Here is a 22,158-nt window from a genome sequence, read left to right as displayed (position 1 = left end):
ATCCGAATAGCCAGAAAGGTTATCATACTCGCATTCGAGTGTCTGCTTCATGGTGGTGCTTGGACGGAACCAGATCGCGTACAGTACACTGAATACACTCGGGAAGCGAGAATTTTCTTACAGCGGACTGGTGCTTCTGAACGTACTCTTCCTGTACCTCTTCGGATGGCTCGCCGTCGTTCCGGTGCTGTTTACCCTCGGGTTCTTGCTCCACGCACGAACCCTGTGACGGAGCTGAACAGGACCTCGTGGTACCGTCGAACCCCCAGTAACCTGGTACCGCGGTTACCTTGAGGCACCCGTTGTCCAGAAAACGGAAACGTGACGACTGAATCGCTTCGAGCGTTCGCTCTCAACGAGTTCGGCGCCGTCGGAGCAGCGAAGTCGTCACGGATTCGCCGAGTCTACTGGTAGCAGGCTGGGACGATCTGCGGCAGCGCTGGATCGAACTTTCTCGAAGGGACTCGAGCGGTTCGACACACGTCGAGTGGTTCGATGGGTCCCCACGACAAGACGGTAAGACCCGAGGTCGACCCCGGCGATACGGACTACGACACGGGCCCGTCTCGCTCCCGAGGCCGAGCAAGATTCACGCCAACTGAGTGGTCAGCCGTGGCCTCGTCAGGATCCACTGGGCTCGCTTCGTCACGGCACGATTCGAAGAGGTCGACTGCCCACTCGTAGACGGCCTCGTCCTCAGTGACGAACCCTCCTTTGACGACTCCCTGTTCGTCAGTGAGGTCGATTCCCACCGCGCCGTCGACGATACCGACTGAAATCGGGATGTCTTCGAAGACAGACACGTGGACATCTGTCTCATCGAGCATCTCACGCAACTGCTTTGCGGAGGTCGGATGAGTTCGGATGGCGTCGAGGACGTCCGGCGTGATTACCATTTCGAGGTGGGTGTCCCCGTGGACGGTCGACTCCCAGTCGTTTTCGATGAACTCCGGGGCGACCGTGCGTGTAACGCCCCGAATCCGGTCGCCAGAGCGGCGAAATTCGAGTATCCGTCGAATGATGGCGGTCGCGTCACTCTCCTCGAGAACGATGAGTTCGGCATCGCGAAGGCGCTGGACGTCGAACGTCAGAAGGTCGGACGGCATCCACTGCAGGGGTTCACGCAGCCGATGTTCGGCCTCCATCTCGCCCACCAGGCGCGTGAATTCGTCACACACCCATTCACCAGTCGGTGTCGCCGTGGACTCCTGGCCCGAGCGTGCGATCCAGTTGCGCTCTTCGAGCTCCCGAAGAATGCGCGCGGTCGTCACCCGCGATGCACCGATCCGATCACGTATCTCGTCGTGACTGTGCGGAGCCTCGACGAGGAGCCGTAAGACTGCCACGCGGTTCTCCGAGTTCGCGAGAAACGCAACGTCCTCGAGTGCAGTGGCCATGTCTATTGGTAACTCGAATCGTGGTATTAACCTATGGGGCGAGATGGTGGTGGGGTGGTGGTAGTGGTGGGATAGCCATATCTTGGGCTTCCGATCGTTGGCCAAGTGCTTCGAGATCGTCTGATCAAGTCGATTTGATTCACGGCCGACGAGGCCGTCATCTCACCATCCGTTCGTCGTCCACACCGTGATCATCGAAGACACCGTGATCGACGTAACCCCCGGAACGTCATGCTGGTGCGAATCGACGGATGAGAATGCACCCCACACGAAGGCGGTCCTCGGGCCGCATCGAGTGAGAAACGTGAGAACCGGGCGGTCGAACGCAATCGACAATCCAGCCGACAACACCTACGACGACCAATCATGACACTCGACGAAGAACGACTGAACCAGCACGTACAGACAGCGATAACCGACTTCGGAGCGACAGCACATGCGCCGCTCGTCGTCATCGGCGACAAACTCGGCCTGTACGATACGCTCGCCGAAGCGGGCCCACTTACGTCAGCCGAACTGGCCGAGAAAACGGATACCGCGGAACGGTACGTCCGCGAGTGGCTCCCCTCGCAGGCCGCTGGAGGGTACGTCACCTACGATTCGGAGACGGATCGCTACACCCTCACCCCCGAGCAGGCCGCGGTGCTCGCCGACGAAACCAGCCCGGCGTTCATGGTCGGTAACTTCCAGGTCGCTCTGTCGGCGGCCAGGATCGAATCACAACTCGTCGAGGCGTTCCGCACGGGCGAGGGCGTAGGCTGGCACGAACACGACGCGGACCTGTTCCACGCAATCGAGTACTCCTGGCGACCACAGTACGCGGCGAACCTGGTCGACAACTGGATTCCCGCGCTCGAGGGGGTGGACACGACGCTCCAGGACGGTGGGCGCATCGCCGACGTGGGCTGTGGCCACGGCGCCTCGACCATCCTGATGGCGGAGGCGTACCCGGAGTCGACGTTCGTCGGCATCGACCCGCACGAACCCTCGATAGCGGCGGCCCGGGAGCGAGCAGCCGAAGCCGGTGTCGCCGACCGTGTGAGCTTCGAGGTGGCGACGGCCAAGTCGTACGACGGCGCGAGTTACGACTTCGTGGCCACGTTCGACGCCTTCCACGACATGGGAGATCCGGTGGGGGCGGCCGCGCACGTCCGGGAAACGCTCGCCGACGACGGCACGTGGATGATCGTCGAGCTGTTCGCCAACGACCGCGTGGCGGACAACCTCAACCCGATGGGACGGGCAGCCTACTCGATCTCGACGCTGATCTGTACGCCGTGTGCACTCGATCAGGAGGCCGAGCGCGTGCTAGGCGCTCAGGCTGGCGAGACTGGTATTCAGGAAGCCGTCGCCGACGGCGGCTTCACCCGGTTCCGCCGGGCGGCCGAGACGCCCCTGAATCTCGTGTTCGAAGCCAAGCCGTAAGGCGAAACGAGCGAGCGATAGGGGCCGGTGCAGGCGAAATGAAATGCTGTTTGTCCCGAATCGCTCGAGAATTGGGGCATAACCGAACTCGAGTATCGAGTAGCACACTCAGACGATGCTGAGTAGACGGAACACATTCCGTCTCGAAGGAGACGAGCACCGATACGCATCATACAATGCCATGTGTAAACATACCATGGATGCTGCCCTCGAAGAGATCGACTTTCTCGCCAGATCCACCCACAGAGTTGGTGTCCTGGAGGGGCTGACCGATGGCGCCCGCGAACGGCGCGATCTCGCCGCCGCGACGGGAGCCTCTACACCGACGATGAGTCGGATTCTCGCCGACTTCGAAGACCGTCGATGGATCGCCCGGGATGGGCCGACCTATTGCCTGACGTCGCTCGGCGAGTTCGTCGCAGAGCGGTTCCTCGAGCTCCGCGAAGCGATGGAAATCGAACACAAGCTCCGCGACGTCTGGCAGTGGCTCCCCCGGGAGATGGAGGGGTTCTCCGTCGACCTCTTCACCGATGCGGTGGTCTCGTACCCCGGCCCTGGGTACCCGTACGAGCCGATCGAACGTCTCACCCACCTCATCGAGGGGACCACTCGAATGCGGGGGTTCGACAGTATCGTGTTCAAGTCGATCAACAACGAGGCGGTGTGCCAGGCCGTCCTCGACGGGATGGAGCTCGAGTACGTGTACTCCCCGACGGCGCTCGAGCAGACCCTCGCCTGGAATCCCGAACGGGTGATGGAAGCCGCATCGTGTGACCACTGCACCGTTCTCGTCCACGACGACCTCCCTGACCGGTCCCGGTGCGGGCTCGGCGTCGTCGACGACCGCGCCGGCATCTGCTGTCACGACGCGGAGACTGGCGCGCTGACGGCCATAATCGATACGGATGCACTGGCGGCTCGAGAGTGGGCCATCTCCACCTTCGAGCGCGTCCGCGACGAGGCGAGGCCAGTCGAGTCGCAAGCGTTCGAGACGCTCGTCTCGTCGGACCGCCAACGGTAGAGTGCGTCCACGAGTTGAGGAGACGTAGGAGACGCTCGGCGACTACCGATACGGCCAAAGATCACGGAATCGGACGACCACGGTGATCCACTGTATTGACCATAGCTATCGCAAACCCAACCGGTTCTTCACGGGGTGAAATATTTCACCGGATATGTAGATGTATCCAGCGAACGCACTGGAATTCGAGGAATCATGCCCGAACAAGCAGAGATCCAGGACGAATGGACCAAAATCGCGCCGGAGTACGACGAGTACGTAACTCCGTCGAACGTGGCCATCGCGGAACAGGCCCTCGAGCGGGTGGGGCTCCAGCCGGGAATGCGAGTGCTGGACGTCGCGGCCGGCAGTGGCGCGTTGAGCATCCCCACGGCTCGCGCGGGGGCACAGGTGCTGGCGACGGACATCTCCCCCGCCATGGTCGAGCACCTCGAGGCACGTGCGCGTGACGAGGGGCTCACCACCCTGGAGGCCCGCGTCATGGACGGGCAAGCACTCGAACTCGAGGAGAACACCTTCGACGTCGCCGGCTCACAGTTCGGCGTCATGCTGTTTCCCGACCTCCCACGGGGACTGGACGAACTGACGCGCGTTACCAGACCCGGTGGCCGCGTCCTCCTGGTCACGATGGGGCCGCCCGCCGAAATCGAGTTCCTACAGTTCTTCCTCGGTGCCGTGAAAGCCGCCGTCCCAGGTTTCGCGGGCCTTCCGTCAGACCCGCCGCCGTTACCGTTCCAGGTGGCGGATCCCGAGAAGTTGCACGAGAAACTGTCCGACGCCGGCCTCACGAAGATTCGCGTGGAGACGACGAATCATCGGCTGGCGTTCCACTCCGGCGCGCAGCTGTGGGACTGGGTGACCGCCAGCAATCCGATCGGGGCGGGGTTAGTCGCCGACCTGACGGCGGAGCAGCAGGATGCGGCCCGAACGGTGCTGGACGACAAACTGAGCGAGCGTTCCGACGGGAGCGGTCCAGCCGTGTTGAACAACACCGTCAACATCGGTATCGGAACGAAGTGAGCCGATCTGAGGAAAGGATTGAGAAGCGGACCTACACTCGTTTCCCGTCTTCGACGTACGAGAGTGCCTCGGCGGTCTCGTCGACGGCCTCGGCGTTTGCCTTCATCAGGGCCGTGGTATCCCAGACGCCCTCGACGAGGGCCTTTCGCTGGGCGTCGTCGACGCGTACGTCGACCGCCTTCCCGCCGTACGTGACGGTCTCGTCGGCCACGTCGACGTCGATCTCGCCGTCGGGATTCGCTTCGACCCACGCCTGTAGCTCCTCGACGACCTCGGTGTCGGCCTCGAGGGTGGGCATGCCGAGCGCGAGACAGTTCCCCGCGAAGATCTCGGCGAAGCTCTCGCCGATGAAGGCGTCGATGCCCCAGCGCATGAGCGCCTGGGGGGCGTGCTCGCGCGAGGAGCCACAGCCGAAGTTGGCGTTGACGACCATCACCGAGGCGTCGCGGTTCTGTGGCTCGTTCAGTGGATGGTCCTTCTCGTTGTCGTCGTCGTCGAACCGCTGATCGAAGAAGGCGAACTCGCCCAGGCCGTCGAACGTGACGACCTTCATGAAGCGAGCCGGGATGATCTGGTCGGTGTCGATGTCGTTGCCGCGAACGGCGACGCCCGTTCCCGATACCGAATCGACGCTCGGAATCTCGAGTTCGTTCTGGTTACTCATTCACCGTCACCTCCTTGATCGCCCGCACGTCAGTCACTTCTCCGTTGATCGCCGCCGCAACGACCATCCGGGGGTTCATCAGTACTGTGCGGCCGTCCTTGCTCCCCTGGCGGCCGACGAAGTTCCGGTTCGAGGAGGAGGCGCAGGCCTCGTCGCCCTCGAGCTGGTCTTCGTTCATGCCGAGACACATCGAACAGCCGGCACCGCGCCAGTCGAAGCCGGCATCGGTGAAGATTTCGTCCAGGCCCTCCTCTTCGGCAGCCTGCTTGACCTGCTGGCTACCGGGGACGACCATCGCACGGACGTCGGGGTCGACTGTCCGGCCCTTCACGAGCCGAGCGGCCCGCCGGAGGTCCGGCAGGCGCGCGTTGGTACACGAACCCAGGAAGGCCACGTCGATGGGGTAGCCCTCCATCGTGTCGCCCGGTTCGACCCGCATGTGCTCCTGGGCGCGGCGAGCCGTCTCGACCTTGTCCGCGGGGAGGTCCTCGGGTTCGGGAATCGGCTCGGTGACGCCGACGCCCTGTCCTGGTGTCGTGCCCCAGGTGACGACCGGTTCGAGTTCGCTTCCGTCGATCGTCACGACGTCGTCGTACTCGGCGTCGTCGTCCGATCGGATCGATTCCCAGTACGCCTTGCGCTCCTCGAAGGCCTCGCCCTCGGGGACGCGCTTGCGACCCTCGAGCCACTCGTAGGTGGTCTCGTCGGGGTTGACGTAGCCCGCGCGGGCGCCACCCTCGATCGACATGTTACAGATCGACATTCGCCCCTCCATGTCGAGGTTCTCGATGGCCTCGCCGGCGTATTCGTAGACGTAGCCGACGCCGCCTTCGGTTCCGAGTCGTCGGATGATCTCCAGGATGACGTCTTTGGCTTCGACGCCCTCGGCGAGTTCGCCGGTGACCTCGATCTTGCGGACTTTCTGTTTCTCCATCGCTACGGTTCCTGTGGCGAGGACGTCCCGGATCTGGCTCGTACCAATGCCGAACGCGAGCGCGCCGAAGGCGCCGTGGGTCGAGGTGTGGCTGTCGCCGCAGACGATGGTCGTCCCGGGCTGGGTCAGCCCCTGCTCCGGGCCGATGACGTGGACGATCCCCTGTTCGCCCGTATCGGGGTGAGAGAACTCGATACCCGACTCGCGAACGTTCTCCTCGAGTTCGGCCATCATCTCCTCGGCCGCCGTGTCGGCGTACGGGCGCTCCTTGCTCGATGTCGGCACGATGTGATCGACCGTCGCGTGGGTCAGGTCCGGGTAGGCGACCTCGAGGTCACGCTCACGGAGCATCCCGAACGCTTGCGGGCTCGTCACCTCGTGAATGAGGTGGAGGCCGACGAACAGCTGGTCCTGGCCGGTGGGCAGGCGGGTGACCGCGTGGCGGTCCCAGACCTTGTCGTAGAGCGTTCCCTCGCTCATTCGTCGGCTCCGACCTCGCTCCCGCCGCGCTCGAACACCGCGTTCGCGTCGTCGGCGTCGCGCGGCGGCGTGTGACTCACGTCTTTCATGCGGTCTTCCCTGCCCCCGTCTGCGGGGTCGCTCGAGACTCGGTCATCCCGTTCGTCCACCCGATCATCGGGAACCGCGTTCGCCTCCCCGCCGTCGGCGGCCACGATCGGCCCGCGGCTGAACAGGTGGCCGGTCGACTCGCCCGTGTAGGGATTGGTGTGGCTGACGTCGTCCATCGTTCGTCGGTCTTGATTCCGTTTCACGTCGTTCGATTTCGCTGGGGTCGTGGAGTCGGTGGTTCGTGTCATGGTTCTCTCCTCTCAGTCGTCCGCCGGCACCTCCGCCGGTTCGTTCTCGCTCGAGTCGTCCTCCCACTCGAAGAGGTCGCGCAGGGGCGCGCCGATCGATTCGATCTCGTGTTCCTCGTCGTGGCGCTTCAACTGGGTGTAGGAGGGGCGTCCGGCCTGGTTCTCGTTGATCCACTCGCGGGCGAACGCACCGCTTTGAACCTCCTCGAGTACTTCCTCCATGTTCTCGCGCACGGAGTCGTCGACGATGCGGTCGCCGCGGGTCAGGCCGCCGTACTCCGCCGTGTCGCTCACGGAGTACCACATGCCGCCGATCCCGTCTTCGTACATCAGGTCGACGATCAGTTTGAGTTCGTTCAGGCACTCGAAGTAGGCCATCTCGGGGGCGTAACCCGCGTCGATCAGTGTCTCGAAGCCGTGTTTGACCAGCGAGGTAACGCCGCCACAGAGGACGGCCTGCTCGCCGAAGAGGTCCGACTCGACCTCCTCGCGGAACGTCGTCTCGACGACGCCCGCGCGGGTGGCGCCGATGCCCTGGGCGTAGGCCAGGGCCTCCTCCTTGGCGTCGCCTGTGTAGTCCTGGTAGACCGCGATCAGCGCCGGCGTGCCGCCACCGTTCTCGTAGTCGCGGCGCACGATGTGACCCGGGCCCTTCGGGGCGGCCATCGTGACGTCCACGTACTCGGGTGGCTGAATCTGATTGTAGTGAATGTTGAACCCGTGGGCGAACATGACCGTGTTCCCCTCCTCGAGGCCGTCCTCGACGGCTTCGAAGACCGCGGGCTGGATAGTGTCGGGGACGAGGAACATGATCACGTCGGCTTCCGCGGTGGCGTCGTCGGGCGTCGTCACCCGCAGGCCGTCGTCCTCGGCTTGCGCCCAGGAACTCGAATCCTCGCGGAGGCCGACCACGACGTCGAACCCGCTGTCGTGCAGGTTCAGTGCGTGGGCGTGGCCCTGGCTGCCGTAGCCGAGGACGGCTACTGTCTTATCCTCGAGGGAGCTGGAATCGGCGTCCTCGCCGTAGTAGATGTTCGTCGTAAACGTGTCGTCTGCATCTGCGTCTGCGTCTGCGTCGGTGTGAGTGTGAGTGTCGTCAGTCATCGTCTGCTGGAACGGTGTGTCGCTGGTCGGCTGGCTGTGCTTTCGTCTGCTCGGCGGCCGTATCGTCGGTCCCGCGAGCCATCGCGGTCGTTCCCGTGCGGGAAATCTCGCGGATGCCAAACTGGCTGAACGAGTCGATGGCCGCGTCGATCTTCTGGCGCGAACCGGTGATCTCGATCGTCGCCGTCTCCGGGCTGGCGTCGACGGTCTTCCCGCCGTACATCTCCGCGACGGCGGCGACCCGGTCCGGTCGCGTCGCGTTCACCTTCACGAGCGCCAGTTCGCGACGCATCGCGTCGGGCTCGAGTTCGCGAACCGCGATCACCGGAATCAGCTTCCGGAGCTGTTTTTTCGCCTGTTCGATGCCGGGATCGGGCTCCTCGACGACGATCGTCATGCGTGCGTGGGCCTCGTCCTCCGTGGGGCCGACGGTGAGGCTCTCGATGTTGAACTGTCGCCTCGAAAACAGCCCCGAGACGTCCGAGAGCACGCCGGGTTCGTGTTCGACGAGCGCCGAGATGACGGTCCGTCGCGGCGGGCGCGCAGCCTCGACTTCCGGATCGACCCGGATGCCGAGTTCGTTGCGCTTGCCCGCCGGGGCCGGCCGTTCGCCGGGAGCGGGGCCCTCGAGTCCGCGTCGGTCAGTCACGCGGACCACCTCGAGGCCGGCCTCGAGCGTCGCGCGTCGTCGAATCGCGTTCGCGTCCCGGCCGTAGCTGGTCGCGTTCGCGTCCTGGTCATAGCTGGTCCTCCGACAGCGCGAACCGTCCGTTGTCGCCGCCGCTCGGCACCATCGGGTAAACGTTCGCCCGTGGGTCGATGTGGGCGTCGATCACCGAGGGGCCGTCGTAGGCCAGCGCGGCCTCGACCGTGTCGGCGACCTCGTCGTAGTCGTCGATGCGGAATCCTTTCGCGCCGAAAGCCTCCGCCAGGGTGTCGAACTCGGGACACCAGTTGTACTCCGAGGCGGCGTGGCGACCCTCGAAGAAGGCGTCCTGCCACTGGCGAACCATGCCGATGTACTCGTTGTTGAGCACGACGACGGTGATGTTCAGGTTCTCACGGACGGCCACGGCCAGTTCCTGGATCGTCATCAGGAACGACCCGTCGCCCTCGAAGCAGACGACCTCCTGGTCGTCCTCGGCGGCGAGTCTCGCACCGACGGCCGCGGGTAGGCCGTAGCCCATCGTCCCGAGCCCGTGGCTCGAGACCCAGGTCCGGGGTTCGGTGAACGTCCAGTACTGGCAAGCCCACATCTGGTGTTGCCCGACGCCCGTGGTCACGATCGCCCGGTCGCTCGTGGCCTCGTCGAGCGCTTCGACGACGAACGGCGGCTGGACCGGTTCGTCCTCGGGCGTCCGGTAGGCCATCGAGTATTCCGACTTCCACTGCTGGCACTGGGCGCGCCACTTGGTGGCTCGCGGAGATTCCGTGACCTCGTCGGCCAACTGCTCGATCACCGTTTCCGCGTCGCCGACGAGCGGGTACTCCGCGTGGATGTTCTTGCTGATCTCGGCTGGATCGATGTCGACGTGAATGACCTCCGCGTCGGGCGCGAAGTGCTCGATGCCGCCGGTCAGCCGGTCGTCGAACCGGGTGCCGACGCCGATCAAGGTGTCGCAATGGGTGATCGCCATGTTGGCGTACCCCGTCCCGTGCATCCCGGCCATCTCCATCGCGAGCTCGTGATCCTCGGGGAACGCGCCGAGGCCGGGCATCGTCGTCACGACCGGAATCTCGTGTTCGACCGCGAACGCCCGCACGGCCTCGGTGGCGCTGCCCTTGATGACGCCGCCGCCCAGCAGCAAGACCGGCTTCGTGGACTGCTCGATGCGCCGCGCGGCAAGTCGGACCGTCTCGGGGTCGGCGTGCTCTTGCACCTCGTACGTGTCCGGCGTCCGTGGCTGGCCCGGCTCGGTCGAGGTGTCGCCCAGGGTCACGTCCTTCGGCAGATCGACTAGCGTCGGGCCGGGTCGGCCCGCGCCCGCGAGCGCGAATGCCTCGCCGACGTCGTCGCCGACGCGATCGGGGTCGCTCGAGAACGTGTTGGCCTTCGTGATCGGTTTCGTGACGCCCGTGGTATCGGTCTCCTGGAAGGCGTCGTTGCCGACCATCCTGGTCGGCACCTGGCCCGTCAGCGCGATCATCGGATCCGAGTCCATGTCGGCGTCGGCGATGCCCGTCACCAGGTTCGTCGCGCCGGGTCCGGAGGTCGCGAAGCAGACGCCCGGATCGCCCGAGACGATGCCGTAGGCGTCGGCGGCGTGGGAGGCGCCCTGCTCGTGAGCCATCGTCACGTGGCGGATCTCGGAGTCGTAGAGTGCGTCGTAGACGGGCATGATCGCCCCGCCCTGGACGCCGAAGACGTACTCGGCGCCCGCGGTCTCGAGCGCGCGGATGACGGATTCGGCGCCCGTCGTGACCGGCTTTGTCGATGCGTCGGTGTTCGAACTCGGTTCGGTCGAGACGTCGGCGGCGGCTTCGGGGTTGCGCTCGCGTTCGCGTTCGCGCTCAGTTTCCGCCGCGCTGGAGTCCGCTTCGGTCCGCGGTGTCACCGGTGTCGCGCGTTCGCTCATCGATACCCTCCTGCCGCCGGATGGCGGCGATTTCGTGTGTGCTGTCGTGTCATCGTTCGGGGTCGCTGGGGACTGTGGGTGCTGCGTCGCTGGTCGCTAGGAAATCGGTGCAACGTCGGGACAGAGAGGGTGAAGTGAGGGGCTAGGCGGCCCCTACAATAATGAGCGTCGCGACCGCGCCGCTGTCGGCACCGCGAGCCGATCTGGAAGCGCGGGTCGTCATTACTACACTGGTAGACGCCTCGAGGCATATAACCGTTGCCCGAGTGGCAAACGTTGCTCGCGTTCGAGTCAACGGACGAGGGGCGACCACCACTCGAGGCGACGTCGGCACGCGCGGCGCTCGAGCGGCTGACTGATCCATCCGATCGAACGTCGATCCGCGACAGCCGACGCTGGCCGGCCGAAGCAACCGAAGGGTGCATCGTTACGCCTGCACCTCCTCTCGCTCCCGCTCGGGGAGCCGAGCGACGCCTTCCGCTTCGGCGAATCGCTCGAGGTCGGAGACCGTGACGCGACGTTTTTCGGCGCCGTAGTCCTTGACGCGACGGGTCACGGCCCGTACCTCGGTCTCGGTCGGGTCGAAGCCCGTCTCGACCAGCCGTTCGCGAACCGAGTGGGTTCCCGTGTGTTTCCCCAGGACGAGTCGGCGCCGGGCGCCGACCATCTCCGGGGTCATGACGCCGGGTTCGAACGTGTCGGCGTTCTCGATGACGCCGGCGGCGTGGATGCCGCTCTCGTGGGAGAACGCGTTCGCGCCCACGACCGGCTTGTTCGAGGGGACCGGGACGCCGCTTCGATCGGCGACGACCTGGGAGAGTTCGGTGATCCGCGTCGTGTCGATGCCCGTGTCCGCCTGGTAGACCGACTCGACGGCCATCACGAACTCTTCGTAAGCGGCGTTGCCGGCACGCTCGCCGATCGAGTTGACCGAGACCTGCGCCTGGTCGGCGCCGGCTTCGATCCCTGCCAGCGCGTTCGCCGTTGCCAGCCCGAAGTCGTCGTGAGTGTGGACGTCGATGCGCGCGTCGGTATGGTCGGTCACCGTCTGGATCAGATCGTAGAAGCGTCGCGGGGTCGCGACCCCGCACGTGTCGGGGACGTTGATCCAGTCGGTTCCCGCCTCCGTGACGGCCTCGATGACCTCGAGCAGGAACGGCTCGTCGGTCCGGGTGGCGTCCATCGGCGAGAACATGCAAATTGCGCCCGCCTCGGTGACGCGCTCGACGGCGTCGATCGCGCGCTCGACGACAGCTTCTCGGCTCGAGTGCATCGAGTCCTCGATCTGCACGTCGCTCGTGGAGACGAAGACGTGGACCATCTCGACGCCGGAGTCCAGCGCCGCTTCGATGTCGCCTTCGACGACGCGGGCCAGTCCACAGGTCGTGGTCTGCGTCGACGACGCGATGTCGCTGACGGCTTCGAACTCGGCCTCGGAGTTGACGGGGAAGCCTGCTTCGATGACGTGGGTTTCCATTTCGTCCAGAACCCGTGCGATCTCGCGTTTGTCGTCGTACGAGAACGAGGTTCCTGGGGACTGTTCGCCATCGCGCAGGGTCGTGTCGAAAACGCGTGCAGTTGCGATTTCGTCAGTAGAATCTAACGTGCCCTGGAAGAACTCGACCGCCCTGAGGGGTCTCAGAGCTGGTGTCGTTTGGTGTCGACATGTACCCAACCCCAGGCCCGAGGGAGTATATAAACCTGGCGCTGAAACAGACGCTGGCAGTTTTTACACGCCGATGTACGATCGTGCAAGTCCGAAAAACCGCACGACGTAAACGACCTATATCGAACGGGTAGACCTTATACGCCACCCAATGATACTATGCCAGTTCCGGTCACGGTACGACGTAGCATTGTAAATTCCGCTCGATTTGTTGAGGACGTAACGATGCGATTCGTCACGCGCGGTGGGAGTTGGTCGTTCGTCCACCTGGGAAATCATCTCGTCCACTCGAGTGAGAATTGTCGTCCACTCGAGTGAGAATTGTCGTCCACTTCGAGGAGTGTCCTCGTCCAGCCAGGTGAGCGCCGACGTCGACCGTATCGCGGGAGCGCTCCGAGTGCTGCTCAGAGCAATCTCGAGGGAATCTCCAGTCGCGATACTGATCGTTTCGAAAAGAACGCGCGCCTGGATCGTCGCTGTCGTACCGAGAACTGGAACCGAACCGTCCGGTCGTCTCACTCGAGAACGTTCAGCACTTCGTCGGCGTGTCCCTCGGGGGTGACGCCCTCGAACACCGCCTCGATGGTGCCGTCCGGGCCAACCACGAACGTGTTCCGGAAGACGCCGTCGAACGTATTCCCGAACATCTGCTTCTCGCCGTAGGAATCGTACGCGGTCGACACGGAGCCGTCCTCGTCGGAGAGGAGATCGAACTCGAGGTCATAGTCCGCCGCGAAGTCCTCGAGGTCGGAGACGGGGTCGTCGCTGATCCCGACGACGGCCGCGTTCTCGGTCTCGAGCGTCGGGCGCGCGTCGCGGAACTCACAGGCCTCGACCGTACAGCCCTCGGTGTTCGCCCGGGGGTAGAAGTACACGACCAGGTACTGGCCCTCGAAGTCGTCCAGGCGAACCGTTTCGCCGTGCTGGTTCGGCAGTGCAAAGTCGGGTGCGTCGTCGCCAGCCTCGAGCATGTCCGGTGATTCGTCTCGCGGGTTGTAGTGTTGTCGGTCCGCTACTTGTACCATTTGTACCTCGAGTCACTCCAGCGGTTCGGCCGCCTCGCGCTCGACCAGCGGCGTCGCGTTCTGCTCGGGCAGCGTGACGACGTCGTCGGTCGCGAGGGTGTACTCGCGGTCGTCGATCCCAAGGATCGAGCCGACATCGCGAGTGATGCGGACGGTGACGCGGTCGATGTCGGGTGCCAAATCGCTCGAGTCTTCGCCTCCCGTCGTCTCGGCGTCGGATTCGGCATCGCCAGCGTCCTCGCGGTTCGCAGGCGGTTCGTCCGGCGGCGGTGGCGGGACGTCGTCAGTGTCTCCCACTCTCGGTCCACTCGCCGCCCCTGCCTCGGCGGCTTCGGCGGCATCCACGTCGTCGCTCGCGGGCAGGTCACCACCCATGGCGTCGGCGGCGCTGACCGAGCCCTCCGACGACGGGTCGACCGCCGACTCGTCGGTCGCGGAACCGGCCACGTCGGCCAGCGCGTCGCCGGGGTCGGCTGACGGGTCGGGCACGGTCGACTCGCTCGAGGCCGTCGTCTCCGCGACCGCGTCCTCGGCCTCGGCCTCGTTCCCATCGAGAACGTCGAGCACACGCTGTTTGTTGCCCTGGATGCGGTCGACGAGATCGGTGAACAGGTCCGACTCCTCCGCGGTCAGTCCCTCGTCGTTGGCGGGCATCCCGGCCGCAGCGAGGCTCGCCTGCTTGACGAGTTTGCCCATCCGGCGCTCGTAGACGGCCTCGACGACGTCCTTCGCCGTCTCGATCTCGTCCGTCAGACGTCCGACCTCGGGCGAGGAGAAGGGATCGTCGGCGGCCTCGGCGACGCGCTCGCGCTCGGCCTCGAGGTTCGCGATGTACTCGCCGACTTCTTTGTAAAATGACGGACGCAGGTGCTGGAGGCTGTCCTTCTGGCGCTCTTTGCTCTGCACCGTGCGTAACTCGTCTAGATTCATTCTTGGTTCATTCTTTCTCCTTTTCGGCGCGACCACGCGCCATGAGAAACATGGCGACGTACTCCGGTAGTGACTGGTCACCCTCCTGGACTGTAAAGATATCGCCCCCCAGTTCGACATCGCCGCCGCGGGTGACGTCGACGACGATCTCGTGGCCCCTGAACGTCTCGGGGACGGCGTCGACCAGCGGGTCGAAGTCGGCCAGGTCGTCCCTGTCGATTCGTTGCGTCTCGAGCGCGCTGCCGCCGTGGAGGCTCCCCGGAAGTCGGATGAGCCGGTTCGTGTCGGTCGTGACCGGTTCGTCGATCGGCGCGTTGTCGGCCTCGACGGCCCGTCCAGCGAAGCGCTCGGCGAGCTGGGAGACCGCGGTGTGGACCGTCACGTTCCCCGCCTCGAGTTCCGCACGGTTGTTCCGGGCGGCGTTGAGTGTCGCCTGCGCCTTCCCCTCGCCGATGCCGTCGAACGACTGTAGCTTCTCGAGGGCGGCCTCCTCCTCGAGGTCGAGCAGGTCGTCGACGTAGGCCATGAACCGCTGGTGGGTGCGTCGGCCCCAGCCACCGTCGATCGAGAGGTGGCGACGCTGGGTCGGCGTCTTTCGGCCCAATCCGGCGACGGTCTCGGTCTCGATCAGCGCGTCGTACTCGAGGCCGATCCCGCGGACGTAGTCGACGATCTCGCGGCGGTGGTCGCTCTCCAGCCGTTGAACGCACTCGTCGCGGACGTGAACGTGGTAGCCCCGGCCGCCCGAGAAGACGACCTCCAGGTCTTCGAAGGCAAAGTCATCCTCCAGGAAGTCGAGCAGGCGAAACAGGGCGTCCTTGCACTTTTCGAGCATCTCCGCGTACGAATCCTCGCCGAGGGTTACGCTCGGCAGGTGGTCGGCGTCCAGGTCGAAGACCAGGTCGGAGGAGCGCCAGTCCTTCGCGCTCATCGAGTTCGCGCCGGGGTCGCGGTAGCGCCCGACCGAGTAGTAGACGTGCTGGGGGCGCTTACGCTCGAGGAAGTCCTCGAGCGAGCCGAGTTCGAGGAGCGAGCGGTGGCGAACCATCGTGGTCTTGGGGCCCTCCGTCCAGGGGATGTAGCCCCACTCGCGTTCGTTCGCCTCCGGGGGGAGGGTGATCTCCGTCCGTCGGTAGTGGTCCCGAAATCGCCCCCGAAGATAGGCCCGCGTGCGCTCCTCCATGCGTCCCCGGTAGTCGGCGGTACTGGCATATAGGCGTTTCCGAATGGCCGTCGCTGGAGCAAGTCGGGGCAGGCGAGAGAAGCCGATCGCTACCGGCGGATCAGTTCCGAGATTCGATCCGACAGTCCGGCACTCGAACCGAGTTTGAGGTAGTAGGCGTCGCCGCCGTCCTCGTAGTAGTTGTCGATGCGGCGCTTGATCTCGAAGCCGAGGTGTTCGTAGAACTGGAGGGCGTTTTCGTTGGTCGTGCGGGCGTGGCAGGTGATCGAGCGGTGGTCCTCGGCAACCTGGGCGACGAGTCGTTTGCCGATACCCTTGCCGCGACAGTCGGGTGAGACGGCCAGAAAGAGGATGTAGCCGTCGCGTCGAACGGCAGCGAACCCGACGAGGTCCGTTCCGTTGCGGACGTAACAGTGGACCGTCGAGCGCCGGTAGGCATCGACGAAGAAGTTGCGTCGCTGTTTGAGCACCCCTTCGTCCCGGCTAATCACTTCTTTGAGGTCCCAGGCCGAGTCGACGAACTCGTCGTTGCCGGGCTCGACGACGCGACTGTCGATGTTGACGCTCACTAACCAACCGTACCACCGTCGCCAATATAATTCCACCGGCGGCTGGATCGACAACTCTCGTCGAAACGGGCCGGTAGCCCGCCAAGTAGACGTTCTGACCGGTCGAAAGACCCCGTTCGAGACCCGTCGAGGAACGGCTGACTGGGGTCGACTCGCGCGGAATCGATGCACATAGCACACTGGCGACGGAACGAGCCCGCATGAGCTACGAACTCCGCGCACACACCGCGGACGTCGCCGTCGCCGCTCGCGGCGACACCCTCGAGACGACCGTCGCCGCCGTGGCCGACGGTCTAGCGGCGGCCTCGTGTGACGAGATTCCCGGTGGCGACGCGGACAAGGCGAGTAGCGATGTGGACAGCGACTCGAGTGGCGACTCCGGCGAGAGCGACGACCGGTTCACACTCGAGGTGCGCGCCGAGAGCCGCGAAGCCCTCCTCTTCGAGTACCTGGACGAACTCATCTACCTGCGAGACGTCCGCCTCGAGTTGCCGGTCGACAACCGCGTTCGGACGCTCGAGCGGGTCGACGAGGATACGGGAGACGAGAGCGAGGGCGCAGGCACGGGCGACGAGGGTGCAATCGAGGAACCAGCCAGCCGGGACCGACACACCGACGACCGGTGGCGGCTCGCGGCCGACGCCCGCGGGGTTCCGCTCACGGAAATCGACGCCAGGGAGGTCAAAGCCGTCACCTACTCGGAGATGCGCCTCGACGCCGTCGACGACGGCTGGGAGGCGTACGTCGTCTTCGACGTCTGAGCGGGGTCGATGTTCAGCAAGGGTCCAGGTTCACGTTCAGGTCCAAATTCAGGTTCAGGTCCAGGTCCGGGCCCGGGTCCGGGTCCGTCGCAGACGCAGGCGCAACTCGAGCACTTTTGCCTGTCGACTGGATAAGTGACGTATGAACGACGCTCGTCGATCCCGGCGAGGAAAAGCCCGTTCCAGCGTCCTGGACGGACTGCTGTCGCTGGCACTGACGCTGACGCTGTTGCTGTCGCTAGCGCTGGCAACCATCCTCTCGAGGCCTGTCAGCGCCCACGAAGAGTACGTCGTCGACGAGGAGCACGACGTCTCAGCCCTCGAATTTCTCGTTGACGGACTCACCGACCCCGTCGTCGTCGGTCCGCTGGCCCTCGGCGCGCTCGTCGTCACCCTCGCGATGGTCGCCTATCTGCGCGTGAACCCGGTGCCCAACGACGTCGCCGCCTTCCGGACGGCCATGCGGGAGTACACCGAGTTCGTCCCCTGGTTGCTCCGGATCTCGTTCGGCATTCCGCTGGTCGGAGCGGGCTTCGCCGGCTACTTCATCAGCCCGTCTGTCGCAGTCGACGCCCGTCTGCTCCAGGTGGCCCTCGGCTTCCTGCTCCTGTTCGGCCTCGCCACCCGCCTCGTCGCCCTCGTGACCCTGGCGGCGTACCTCGTCGGGCTGGTCGTCTGGCCGACGCTCCTCTTGCAATTCGAGTTCGTCGGCGGCCTGCTGGCCATCGCCCTCGTCGGCAGCGGCCGACCAAGCGCCGATCACGTCCTCCAGCGAGTCGCCGGCGGCCCGGGAACCGAGTACGGCCGAATCGACCGGGTTCACGACGTGGCCCAGGTGTTCCAGTCGCGAATCGACCCCTACGTGGTGTACGCCCCGACGATCGCCCGCGTCGGCCTCGGGCTGACGTTCATCACCCTCGGCGTCGGCCAGAAACTCCTGCGCCCCGGCATTGCCCTGGCCGTCGTCGACCGGTACGACCTGACGAGCGTCGTCCCCGTTCCGGCCGAACTGTGGGTGTTCGGGGCCGGGTTCACCGAGGCGGCTCTCGGCCTCGCGCTCGTCGTCGGCCTGTTCACGCGCGCCAGCGCCGCCGTCGCCATCGCCATGTTCTCGCTGACGTTGTTCGCCCTGCCCGACGACCCCGTGCTGGCACACGTCTCGCTGTTCGGGATGGCCTCGCTGTTGCTCATCACCGGCGCGGGCCCCTACGCCGTCGACAATCGCCTCCAGGCCGTCGAAAGCAAACTCGAGGACGCGGTCACGTCGACGGCGGGCTGACCGTCGCTCGTCGAACCGGGTACGGTTCCGACTCTCCCCGCAACGGTAACAAAGGTCTTTCAGCGACGGCGCCCCATCCTCGAGTATGACCACCACGTTCGACGCCGATGGCATCGTGCTCGAGCAGGTTCGCGAACACGTCTGGGAGCTCCCACAGGAAGACGGGATGCGTGTCCCCGCACGCGTACTCGCCAGCGAATCGCTACTCGAGGAGATCAGCGAGGACAGGACGCTCGAGCAATTGCGCAACGCGACGCACCTGCCGGGGATCACGAACTACGCCATCTGCATGCCCGACGGCCACCAGGGGTACGGCTTTCCGGTCGGTGGCGTTGGTGCGATGGACGCCGAGAACGGCTGTATCTCGCCCGGAGCGGTCGGCTACGACATCAACTGCGGCGTCCGGATGATGAAGACCAACCTGAGCTACGACGACGTCGCCGGGCACGAACGCGAACTCGTCGACGCCCTATTCGAGGCCGTCCCCTCCGGCCTCGGCGGCGGCGGCGTCGTCGAGACCGGCGTCGACACCGTCGAGCAGATCCTCGAGCGCGGCGTGGACTGGGCGCTCGAGGCCGGCTACGCGGTCCAGGACGATCTCCTTCACTGCGAGGACGAGGGCGTCCGGGCGGGCGCCGACGCGTCGATGGTGAGCCAGAAGGCGAAGGATCGCGGGAAGAACCAGGTCGGCTCCCTGGGTTCTGGTAATCACTTCCTCGAGGTCCAGCGGGTGACTGACGTGTACGACGACGGCGTGGCGGAGGCGTTCGGCCTCGAGCGCGATCAGATCGTCGTGCTCATCCACTGTGGCTCCCGCGGGCTGGGCCACCAGACCTGCAACGACTATCTGCGGAAGATCGAGCGCCAGCACGGTGGCCTCCTCAATCAACTCCCCGACAAGGAACTCGCCGCCGCCCCCGCTGGGTCGCAACTGGCCGAGGAGTACTACGCGGCGATGAACGCCGCGATCAATTACGCCTGGGTCAACCGTCAGCTGATCATGCACCGGACCCGCGAGGTGTTCGCGGACGTGTTCGACCGCCCCTGGGAGTCGATGGAGATGGACCTCCTCTACGACGTGGCTCACAACATCGCGAAGAAGGAGGTCCACGAGGTCGACGGCGAAGATCGGGAACTGTACGTTCACCGGAAAGGTGCGACGCGGGCGTTCCCGGCGGGTCACCCCGACGTCCCCGCAGCCTATCGCGACGTCGGCCAGCCGGTGATCATCCCCGGGAGCATGGGCGCCGGCAGCTACGTCCTTCGCGGGGGCGAAAATTCACTCGACCTCACGTTCGGCTCGACGGCCCACGGCGCCGGCCGACTGATGAGTCGCACCCAGGCCAAAAACGAGTACTGGGGCGAGGACGTCCGCGAGGACCTCGAGTCGGGCCAGGGGATCTACGTCAAGGCCCAGTCGGGGGCGACGGTGGCCGAAGAGGCCCCGGGCGTCTACAAGGACGTCGACGAGGTCGTGCGCGTCTCGGACGAACTCGGGATCGGCGACAGGGTCGCCCGGACGTTCCCGGTGTGTAACATCAAGGGGTGATCGTCGTCCGATCCGGCAGCCCCGGGGTTCGTCAGTTGATTCGGAACGGGCTGTCGTCCTCGCCGTCTTCGTCGCTGCCACTCTCGTCTCCGTCTCCGCCCGCGTCACCGTCGACGTACGGCTTTCTCGCCGTGATCGTCACCTCTGCCTCGGGAGCGTCCTCGTCCACCCACGGGCTGTCGTAACTCGAGAGTTCGAGGCCGGTGACCTCCCAACCGGCGTCTTCGATCAGGTCGACGAGTTCGCGCTGGTCGTCGAGCATGTCTCGGTCCATAGGCGCCGTACCACATCGAGCACGGTAGCCGTTGGGTTTCGTGTGTCGGGGTCGGGTTCGGCGAGAGGGTGAACGTGAACGGCGTCCGGCTGGTAACGAGCGACAAGCAACGGTTATCGAGCGGCAGCCAGCCAACTACTCGATCGTCGTCCCCGCTCCTTCCCCGTGGAAGAACGCCGGCAGCGACTCGAGGCCGAAGATCGAGGCACGGCTCTCGAGGGCGAGCAGTGCCTGCACCTTCGTAGCCATGCCGCCGGTGACGTCCGTCGACTCGCTGGCCCCGAGGACGGCCTCGACGTCGGCGTAGTCCTCGATGCGCTCGATCACGTCCTCCGCGTCGTCGAGCACCCCGGGAACCGTCGAGCACAGGCCCACGCGCTCGGCCTCGAGGGCCGTCGCGAGTTCGACGACCAGTTCGTCGCCGCTGACGATGGTGGCTCCCTCACCCCGATGGCTCACGACGTCGCCGTGCAGGACGGGGACGAACCCCTCCGCAAGCATCGTCTCGACCTGCGCCGTAGGGAGGTCGAGTCGGCCCTCGGCGTCCCGCGATGCGACCGAAAAGGGGTGAACCGGAACCGCGGGGACGTCACGCTCGAGCAATCGCTGGAGGACGAATCCGTCGAGCGTCTTCATCGCGCCGTGGATCGCGTGGACGGCGCCTACGTCGTGCGTACCGTCGGTCGTGCTCACGCCGTGCTCGCTGGCGTGGACGTGGCCGAAGCTCCCGCCGCCGTGGACGATGACGAGGTCGTCGACGTCGCCCGTCTCGAGCGCCGTCGCGACGGCGTCGGCGGCCGTCTCGAGGGAGTCGGCGTCGAGCGTCTCGTCGCGATCCTTGTCCGTGACGACGCTGCCGCCGAGTTTGACGACGGTCGTTTCGGTTTCGGTTCCGGTACCAGAGCTGGTCATGTGAGTCGCTTCACCCCCTCTTCGGCCAGTTCGGCCCGAAACGCGTCCTCACAGCCGGGGGTAAAGCGCAGGGCCGTCTCCGTCTCCGGCGTCGGATCGAGCGCGACGATACAGCCGCCCCCGCCCGCGCCGGTGAGCTTCGCCCCGTAGGCGCCCGCGTCGCGAGCGGCCCACACCATCGTCTCGAGGTCCCGCGCGGAGACGCCGAGTGCCGAGAGCAGGCCGTGATTGAAGTTCATCAGTCGACCGACTTCCTCGAGGTCGCCCGCCTGGAGAGCCGACTCACCCCTGCGGACGACGTCGCCGATTGCCTCGACGGTGTCGGCGGCGAAGTCGTACTCCTCCCGGAGGGCACGGACGCCGGCGACCAGTTCGCCTGTCTCGCCAGCGCCGCCGTCGAAGCCGATGACGAAGGGCAACTCCGGGGCGTCGATCGATCGGCAGTCGTCGCCCTCGACGCGGACGGCGCCACCGGTCGCCGAGCAGAAGGTGTCAGCGCGAGAGGCCTGCCCCTCCTGGACCGCGTGCTCGGTCCGGTAGGCTCGCTCGGCCAGTTCGTCGGTCTCGAGGGTGAGCCCGAGTTCCCGCGCCGCGGCGTCGATGGCGGCGACCACGACCGCGGCGGAGGAGCCGAGGCCTGCCCCGAGCGGAATCTCGCTCTCGATGGTGACGTCGAAGCCGACGTCGTCCTCGCCGGTGACGTCGTGAACCTGCTCGATGGCGCCGTCGACGTAGCCCATCGCGGCGCTGATGAGTGGTTCGGGGACGTTCACGTCGTGGCGGCCGTCGTGCTGGCCGCCGTACTCGACGGTGAAGCCGTCGATACTGAGGTCGTCCGCCTGTACTCTGAGCCGGTCGTCGGATCGCTGTTCGACGGTGACCCGCGCCCGTCGCTCGATGGCACAGGGAACCGCCGGCTCGCCGTAGACGACCGCGTGCTCCCCAAACAGATAGACCTTCCCGGGAGCGCTCGAGACTGTCATGTGGGGGCGTTCGGACGACGACGGTTAATAGCTATCTTCTCGCCGTCGCTGTTCGCGACCGGAGAGTG

Annotated in this window: 23 protein-coding genes; 8 read left to right on the top strand and 15 right to left on the bottom strand. The window is 65.6% G+C overall.

The features are described 5' to 3' along the window. Positions 1–49 precede the first annotated feature (49 nt). Positions 50–229 (top strand): hypothetical protein, encoded by a 180-nt coding sequence (locus NGM15_RS00115; protein WP_253433653.1) that lies wholly within the window; start codon positions 50–52, stop codon positions 227–229. A gap of 319 nt (positions 230–548) precedes the next feature. Here the strand turns inward: NGM15_RS00115 and NGM15_RS00110 are convergent, their stop codons facing one another. Continuing rightward, entirely contained in the window at positions 549–1,397 is an 849-nt protein-coding gene (locus NGM15_RS00110; protein ID WP_253433651.1) for a helix-turn-helix transcriptional regulator, read from the bottom strand. Between the two features lie 366 nt (positions 1,398–1,763). On the opposite strand from NGM15_RS00110, the gene NGM15_RS00105 reads away from it, so the two are divergent. The 3 genes from NGM15_RS00105 to NGM15_RS00095 all read left to right on the top strand — a co-directional run bounded on the left by NGM15_RS00105 (position 1,764) and on the right by NGM15_RS00095 (position 4,863). Beyond that, complete coding sequence (locus NGM15_RS00105) at positions 1,764–2,822, top strand: class I SAM-dependent methyltransferase (protein WP_253433648.1); 1,059 nt, start codon at positions 1,764–1,766, stop codon at positions 2,820–2,822. Positions 2,823–3,018: 196 nt separating this feature from the next. After that, positions 3,019–3,843, top strand: coding sequence for a helix-turn-helix transcriptional regulator (locus tag NGM15_RS00100; protein ID WP_253433645.1), 825 nt, complete (start codon positions 3,019–3,021; stop codon positions 3,841–3,843). Between the two features lie 195 nt (positions 3,844–4,038). Then, on the top strand, positions 4,039–4,863 hold the full coding sequence (locus NGM15_RS00095; RefSeq protein WP_253433643.1) for a class I SAM-dependent methyltransferase: 825 nt from the start codon (positions 4,039–4,041) through the stop codon (positions 4,861–4,863). A 31-nt stretch (positions 4,864–4,894) separates the two neighbouring features. Here NGM15_RS00095 and leuD read toward each other — a convergent pair whose 3' ends face one another. The 6 genes from leuD to ilvB form a co-directional block, all read right to left on the bottom strand. Continuing rightward, complete coding sequence (gene leuD / locus NGM15_RS00090) at positions 4,895–5,527, bottom strand: 3-isopropylmalate dehydratase small subunit (RefSeq protein ID WP_253433640.1); 633 nt, start codon at positions 5,525–5,527, stop codon at positions 4,895–4,897. Then, on the bottom strand, positions 5,520–6,941 hold the full coding sequence (gene leuC, locus NGM15_RS00085) for a 3-isopropylmalate dehydratase large subunit (protein ID WP_253433637.1): 1,422 nt from the start codon (positions 6,939–6,941) through the stop codon (positions 5,520–5,522). Before leuC ends, leuD begins: the two co-directional genes overlap by 8 nt. Continuing rightward, positions 6,938–7,279 carry a DUF7989 family protein gene (locus tag NGM15_RS00080; RefSeq protein ID WP_425494455.1) on the bottom strand — a complete coding sequence of 114 codons (342 nt, stop codon included), beginning with the start codon at positions 7,277–7,279 and terminating at the stop codon, positions 6,938–6,940. Before NGM15_RS00080 ends, leuC begins: the two co-directional genes overlap by 4 nt. A 12-nt stretch (positions 7,280–7,291) precedes the next feature. Further along, positions 7,292–8,383 (bottom strand): ketol-acid reductoisomerase, encoded by a 1,092-nt coding sequence (gene ilvC / locus NGM15_RS00075; protein ID WP_253433635.1) that lies wholly within the window; start codon positions 8,381–8,383, stop codon positions 7,292–7,294. Then, positions 8,376–9,032 carry an acetolactate synthase small subunit gene (gene ilvN, locus NGM15_RS00070; protein ID WP_253433631.1) on the bottom strand — a complete coding sequence of 219 codons (657 nt, stop codon included), beginning with the start codon at positions 9,030–9,032 and terminating at the stop codon, positions 8,376–8,378. Before ilvN ends, ilvC begins: the two co-directional genes overlap by 8 nt. A gap of 88 nt (positions 9,033–9,120) precedes the next feature. After that, positions 9,121–10,959, bottom strand: a complete 1,839-nt coding sequence (gene ilvB, locus NGM15_RS00065) for a biosynthetic-type acetolactate synthase large subunit (RefSeq protein ID WP_253433628.1) — start codon at positions 10,957–10,959, stop codon at positions 9,121–9,123. Between the two features lie 161 nt (positions 10,960–11,120). Here ilvB and NGM15_RS00060 point away from each other — a divergent pair, with 161 nt between their 5' ends. Further along, complete coding sequence (locus NGM15_RS00060; protein WP_253433626.1) at positions 11,121–11,318, top strand: hypothetical protein; 198 nt, start codon at positions 11,121–11,123, stop codon at positions 11,316–11,318. Between the two features lie 68 nt (positions 11,319–11,386). On the opposite strand, the gene NGM15_RS00055 is transcribed toward NGM15_RS00060, so the two are convergent. The 5 genes from NGM15_RS00055 to NGM15_RS00035 all read right to left on the bottom strand — a co-directional run bounded on the left by NGM15_RS00055 (position 11,387) and on the right by NGM15_RS00035 (position 16,332). Next, positions 11,387–12,640, bottom strand: coding sequence for a LeuA family protein (locus tag NGM15_RS00055; protein WP_425494488.1), 1,254 nt, complete (start codon positions 12,638–12,640; stop codon positions 11,387–11,389). A gap of 500 nt (positions 12,641–13,140) precedes the next feature. Next, a complete protein-coding gene (gene bcp, locus NGM15_RS00050; protein ID WP_253438185.1) occupies positions 13,141–13,596 on the bottom strand; it encodes a thioredoxin-dependent thiol peroxidase in 456 nt (151 codons plus the stop codon). Positions 13,597–13,662: 66 nt separating this feature from the next. Then, on the bottom strand, positions 13,663–14,580 hold the full coding sequence (locus NGM15_RS00045; RefSeq protein ID WP_253433622.1) for a hypothetical protein: 918 nt from the start codon (positions 14,578–14,580) through the stop codon (positions 13,663–13,665). A 7-nt stretch (positions 14,581–14,587) separates the two neighbouring features. After that, positions 14,588–15,763, bottom strand: a complete 1,176-nt coding sequence (gene priS / locus NGM15_RS00040) for a DNA primase small subunit PriS (protein ID WP_253433619.1) — start codon at positions 15,761–15,763, stop codon at positions 14,588–14,590. Positions 15,764–15,852: 89 nt separating this feature from the next. Then, positions 15,853–16,332 (bottom strand): GNAT family N-acetyltransferase, encoded by a 480-nt coding sequence (locus tag NGM15_RS00035; protein ID WP_253433616.1) that lies wholly within the window; start codon positions 16,330–16,332, stop codon positions 15,853–15,855. Between the two features lie 200 nt (positions 16,333–16,532). On the opposite strand from NGM15_RS00035, the gene NGM15_RS00030 reads away from it, so the two are divergent. The 3 genes from NGM15_RS00030 to NGM15_RS00020 all read left to right on the top strand — a co-directional run bounded on the left by NGM15_RS00030 (position 16,533) and on the right by NGM15_RS00020 (position 19,921). Beyond that, positions 16,533–17,093 carry an archease gene (locus tag NGM15_RS00030; protein ID WP_253433613.1) on the top strand — a complete coding sequence of 187 codons (561 nt, stop codon included), beginning with the start codon at positions 16,533–16,535 and terminating at the stop codon, positions 17,091–17,093. Between the two features lie 142 nt (positions 17,094–17,235). Continuing rightward, the gene (locus tag NGM15_RS00025; protein WP_253433612.1) at positions 17,236–18,372 is read left to right on the top strand and encodes a DoxX family protein; all 1,137 of its coding nucleotides are present in this window, start codon (positions 17,236–17,238) and stop codon (positions 18,370–18,372) included. An 85-nt stretch (positions 18,373–18,457) separates the two neighbouring features. After that, on the top strand, positions 18,458–19,921 hold the full coding sequence (locus NGM15_RS00020; RefSeq protein ID WP_253433609.1) for an RtcB family protein: 1,464 nt from the start codon (positions 18,458–18,460) through the stop codon (positions 19,919–19,921). A gap of 31 nt (positions 19,922–19,952) precedes the next feature. On the opposite strand, the gene NGM15_RS00015 is transcribed toward NGM15_RS00020, so the two are convergent. From NGM15_RS00015 to mvk, 3 genes are all read right to left on the bottom strand, one after another. After that, on the bottom strand, positions 19,953–20,195 hold the full coding sequence (locus tag NGM15_RS00015) for a hypothetical protein (protein ID WP_253433607.1): 243 nt from the start codon (positions 20,193–20,195) through the stop codon (positions 19,953–19,955). Positions 20,196–20,330: 135 nt separating this feature from the next. Continuing rightward, positions 20,331–21,107 carry an isopentenyl phosphate kinase gene (locus NGM15_RS00010; RefSeq protein ID WP_253433604.1) on the bottom strand — a complete coding sequence of 259 codons (777 nt, stop codon included), beginning with the start codon at positions 21,105–21,107 and terminating at the stop codon, positions 20,331–20,333. Beyond that, complete coding sequence (gene mvk / locus NGM15_RS00005; RefSeq protein ID WP_253433601.1) at positions 21,104–22,090, bottom strand: mevalonate kinase; 987 nt, start codon at positions 22,088–22,090, stop codon at positions 21,104–21,106. Before mvk ends, NGM15_RS00010 begins: the two co-directional genes overlap by 4 nt. Positions 22,091–22,158: the final 68 nt, after the last annotated feature.

Origin of the sequence: Natronosalvus halobius (assembly GCF_024138145.1) — an archaeon.
GTDB lineage: Archaea > Halobacteriota > Halobacteria > Halobacteriales > Natrialbaceae > Natronosalvus > Natronosalvus halobius.
The sequence above is the reverse complement of the archived record's forward strand: the minus strand, read 5'-3'. Positions and strand labels throughout refer to the sequence as shown.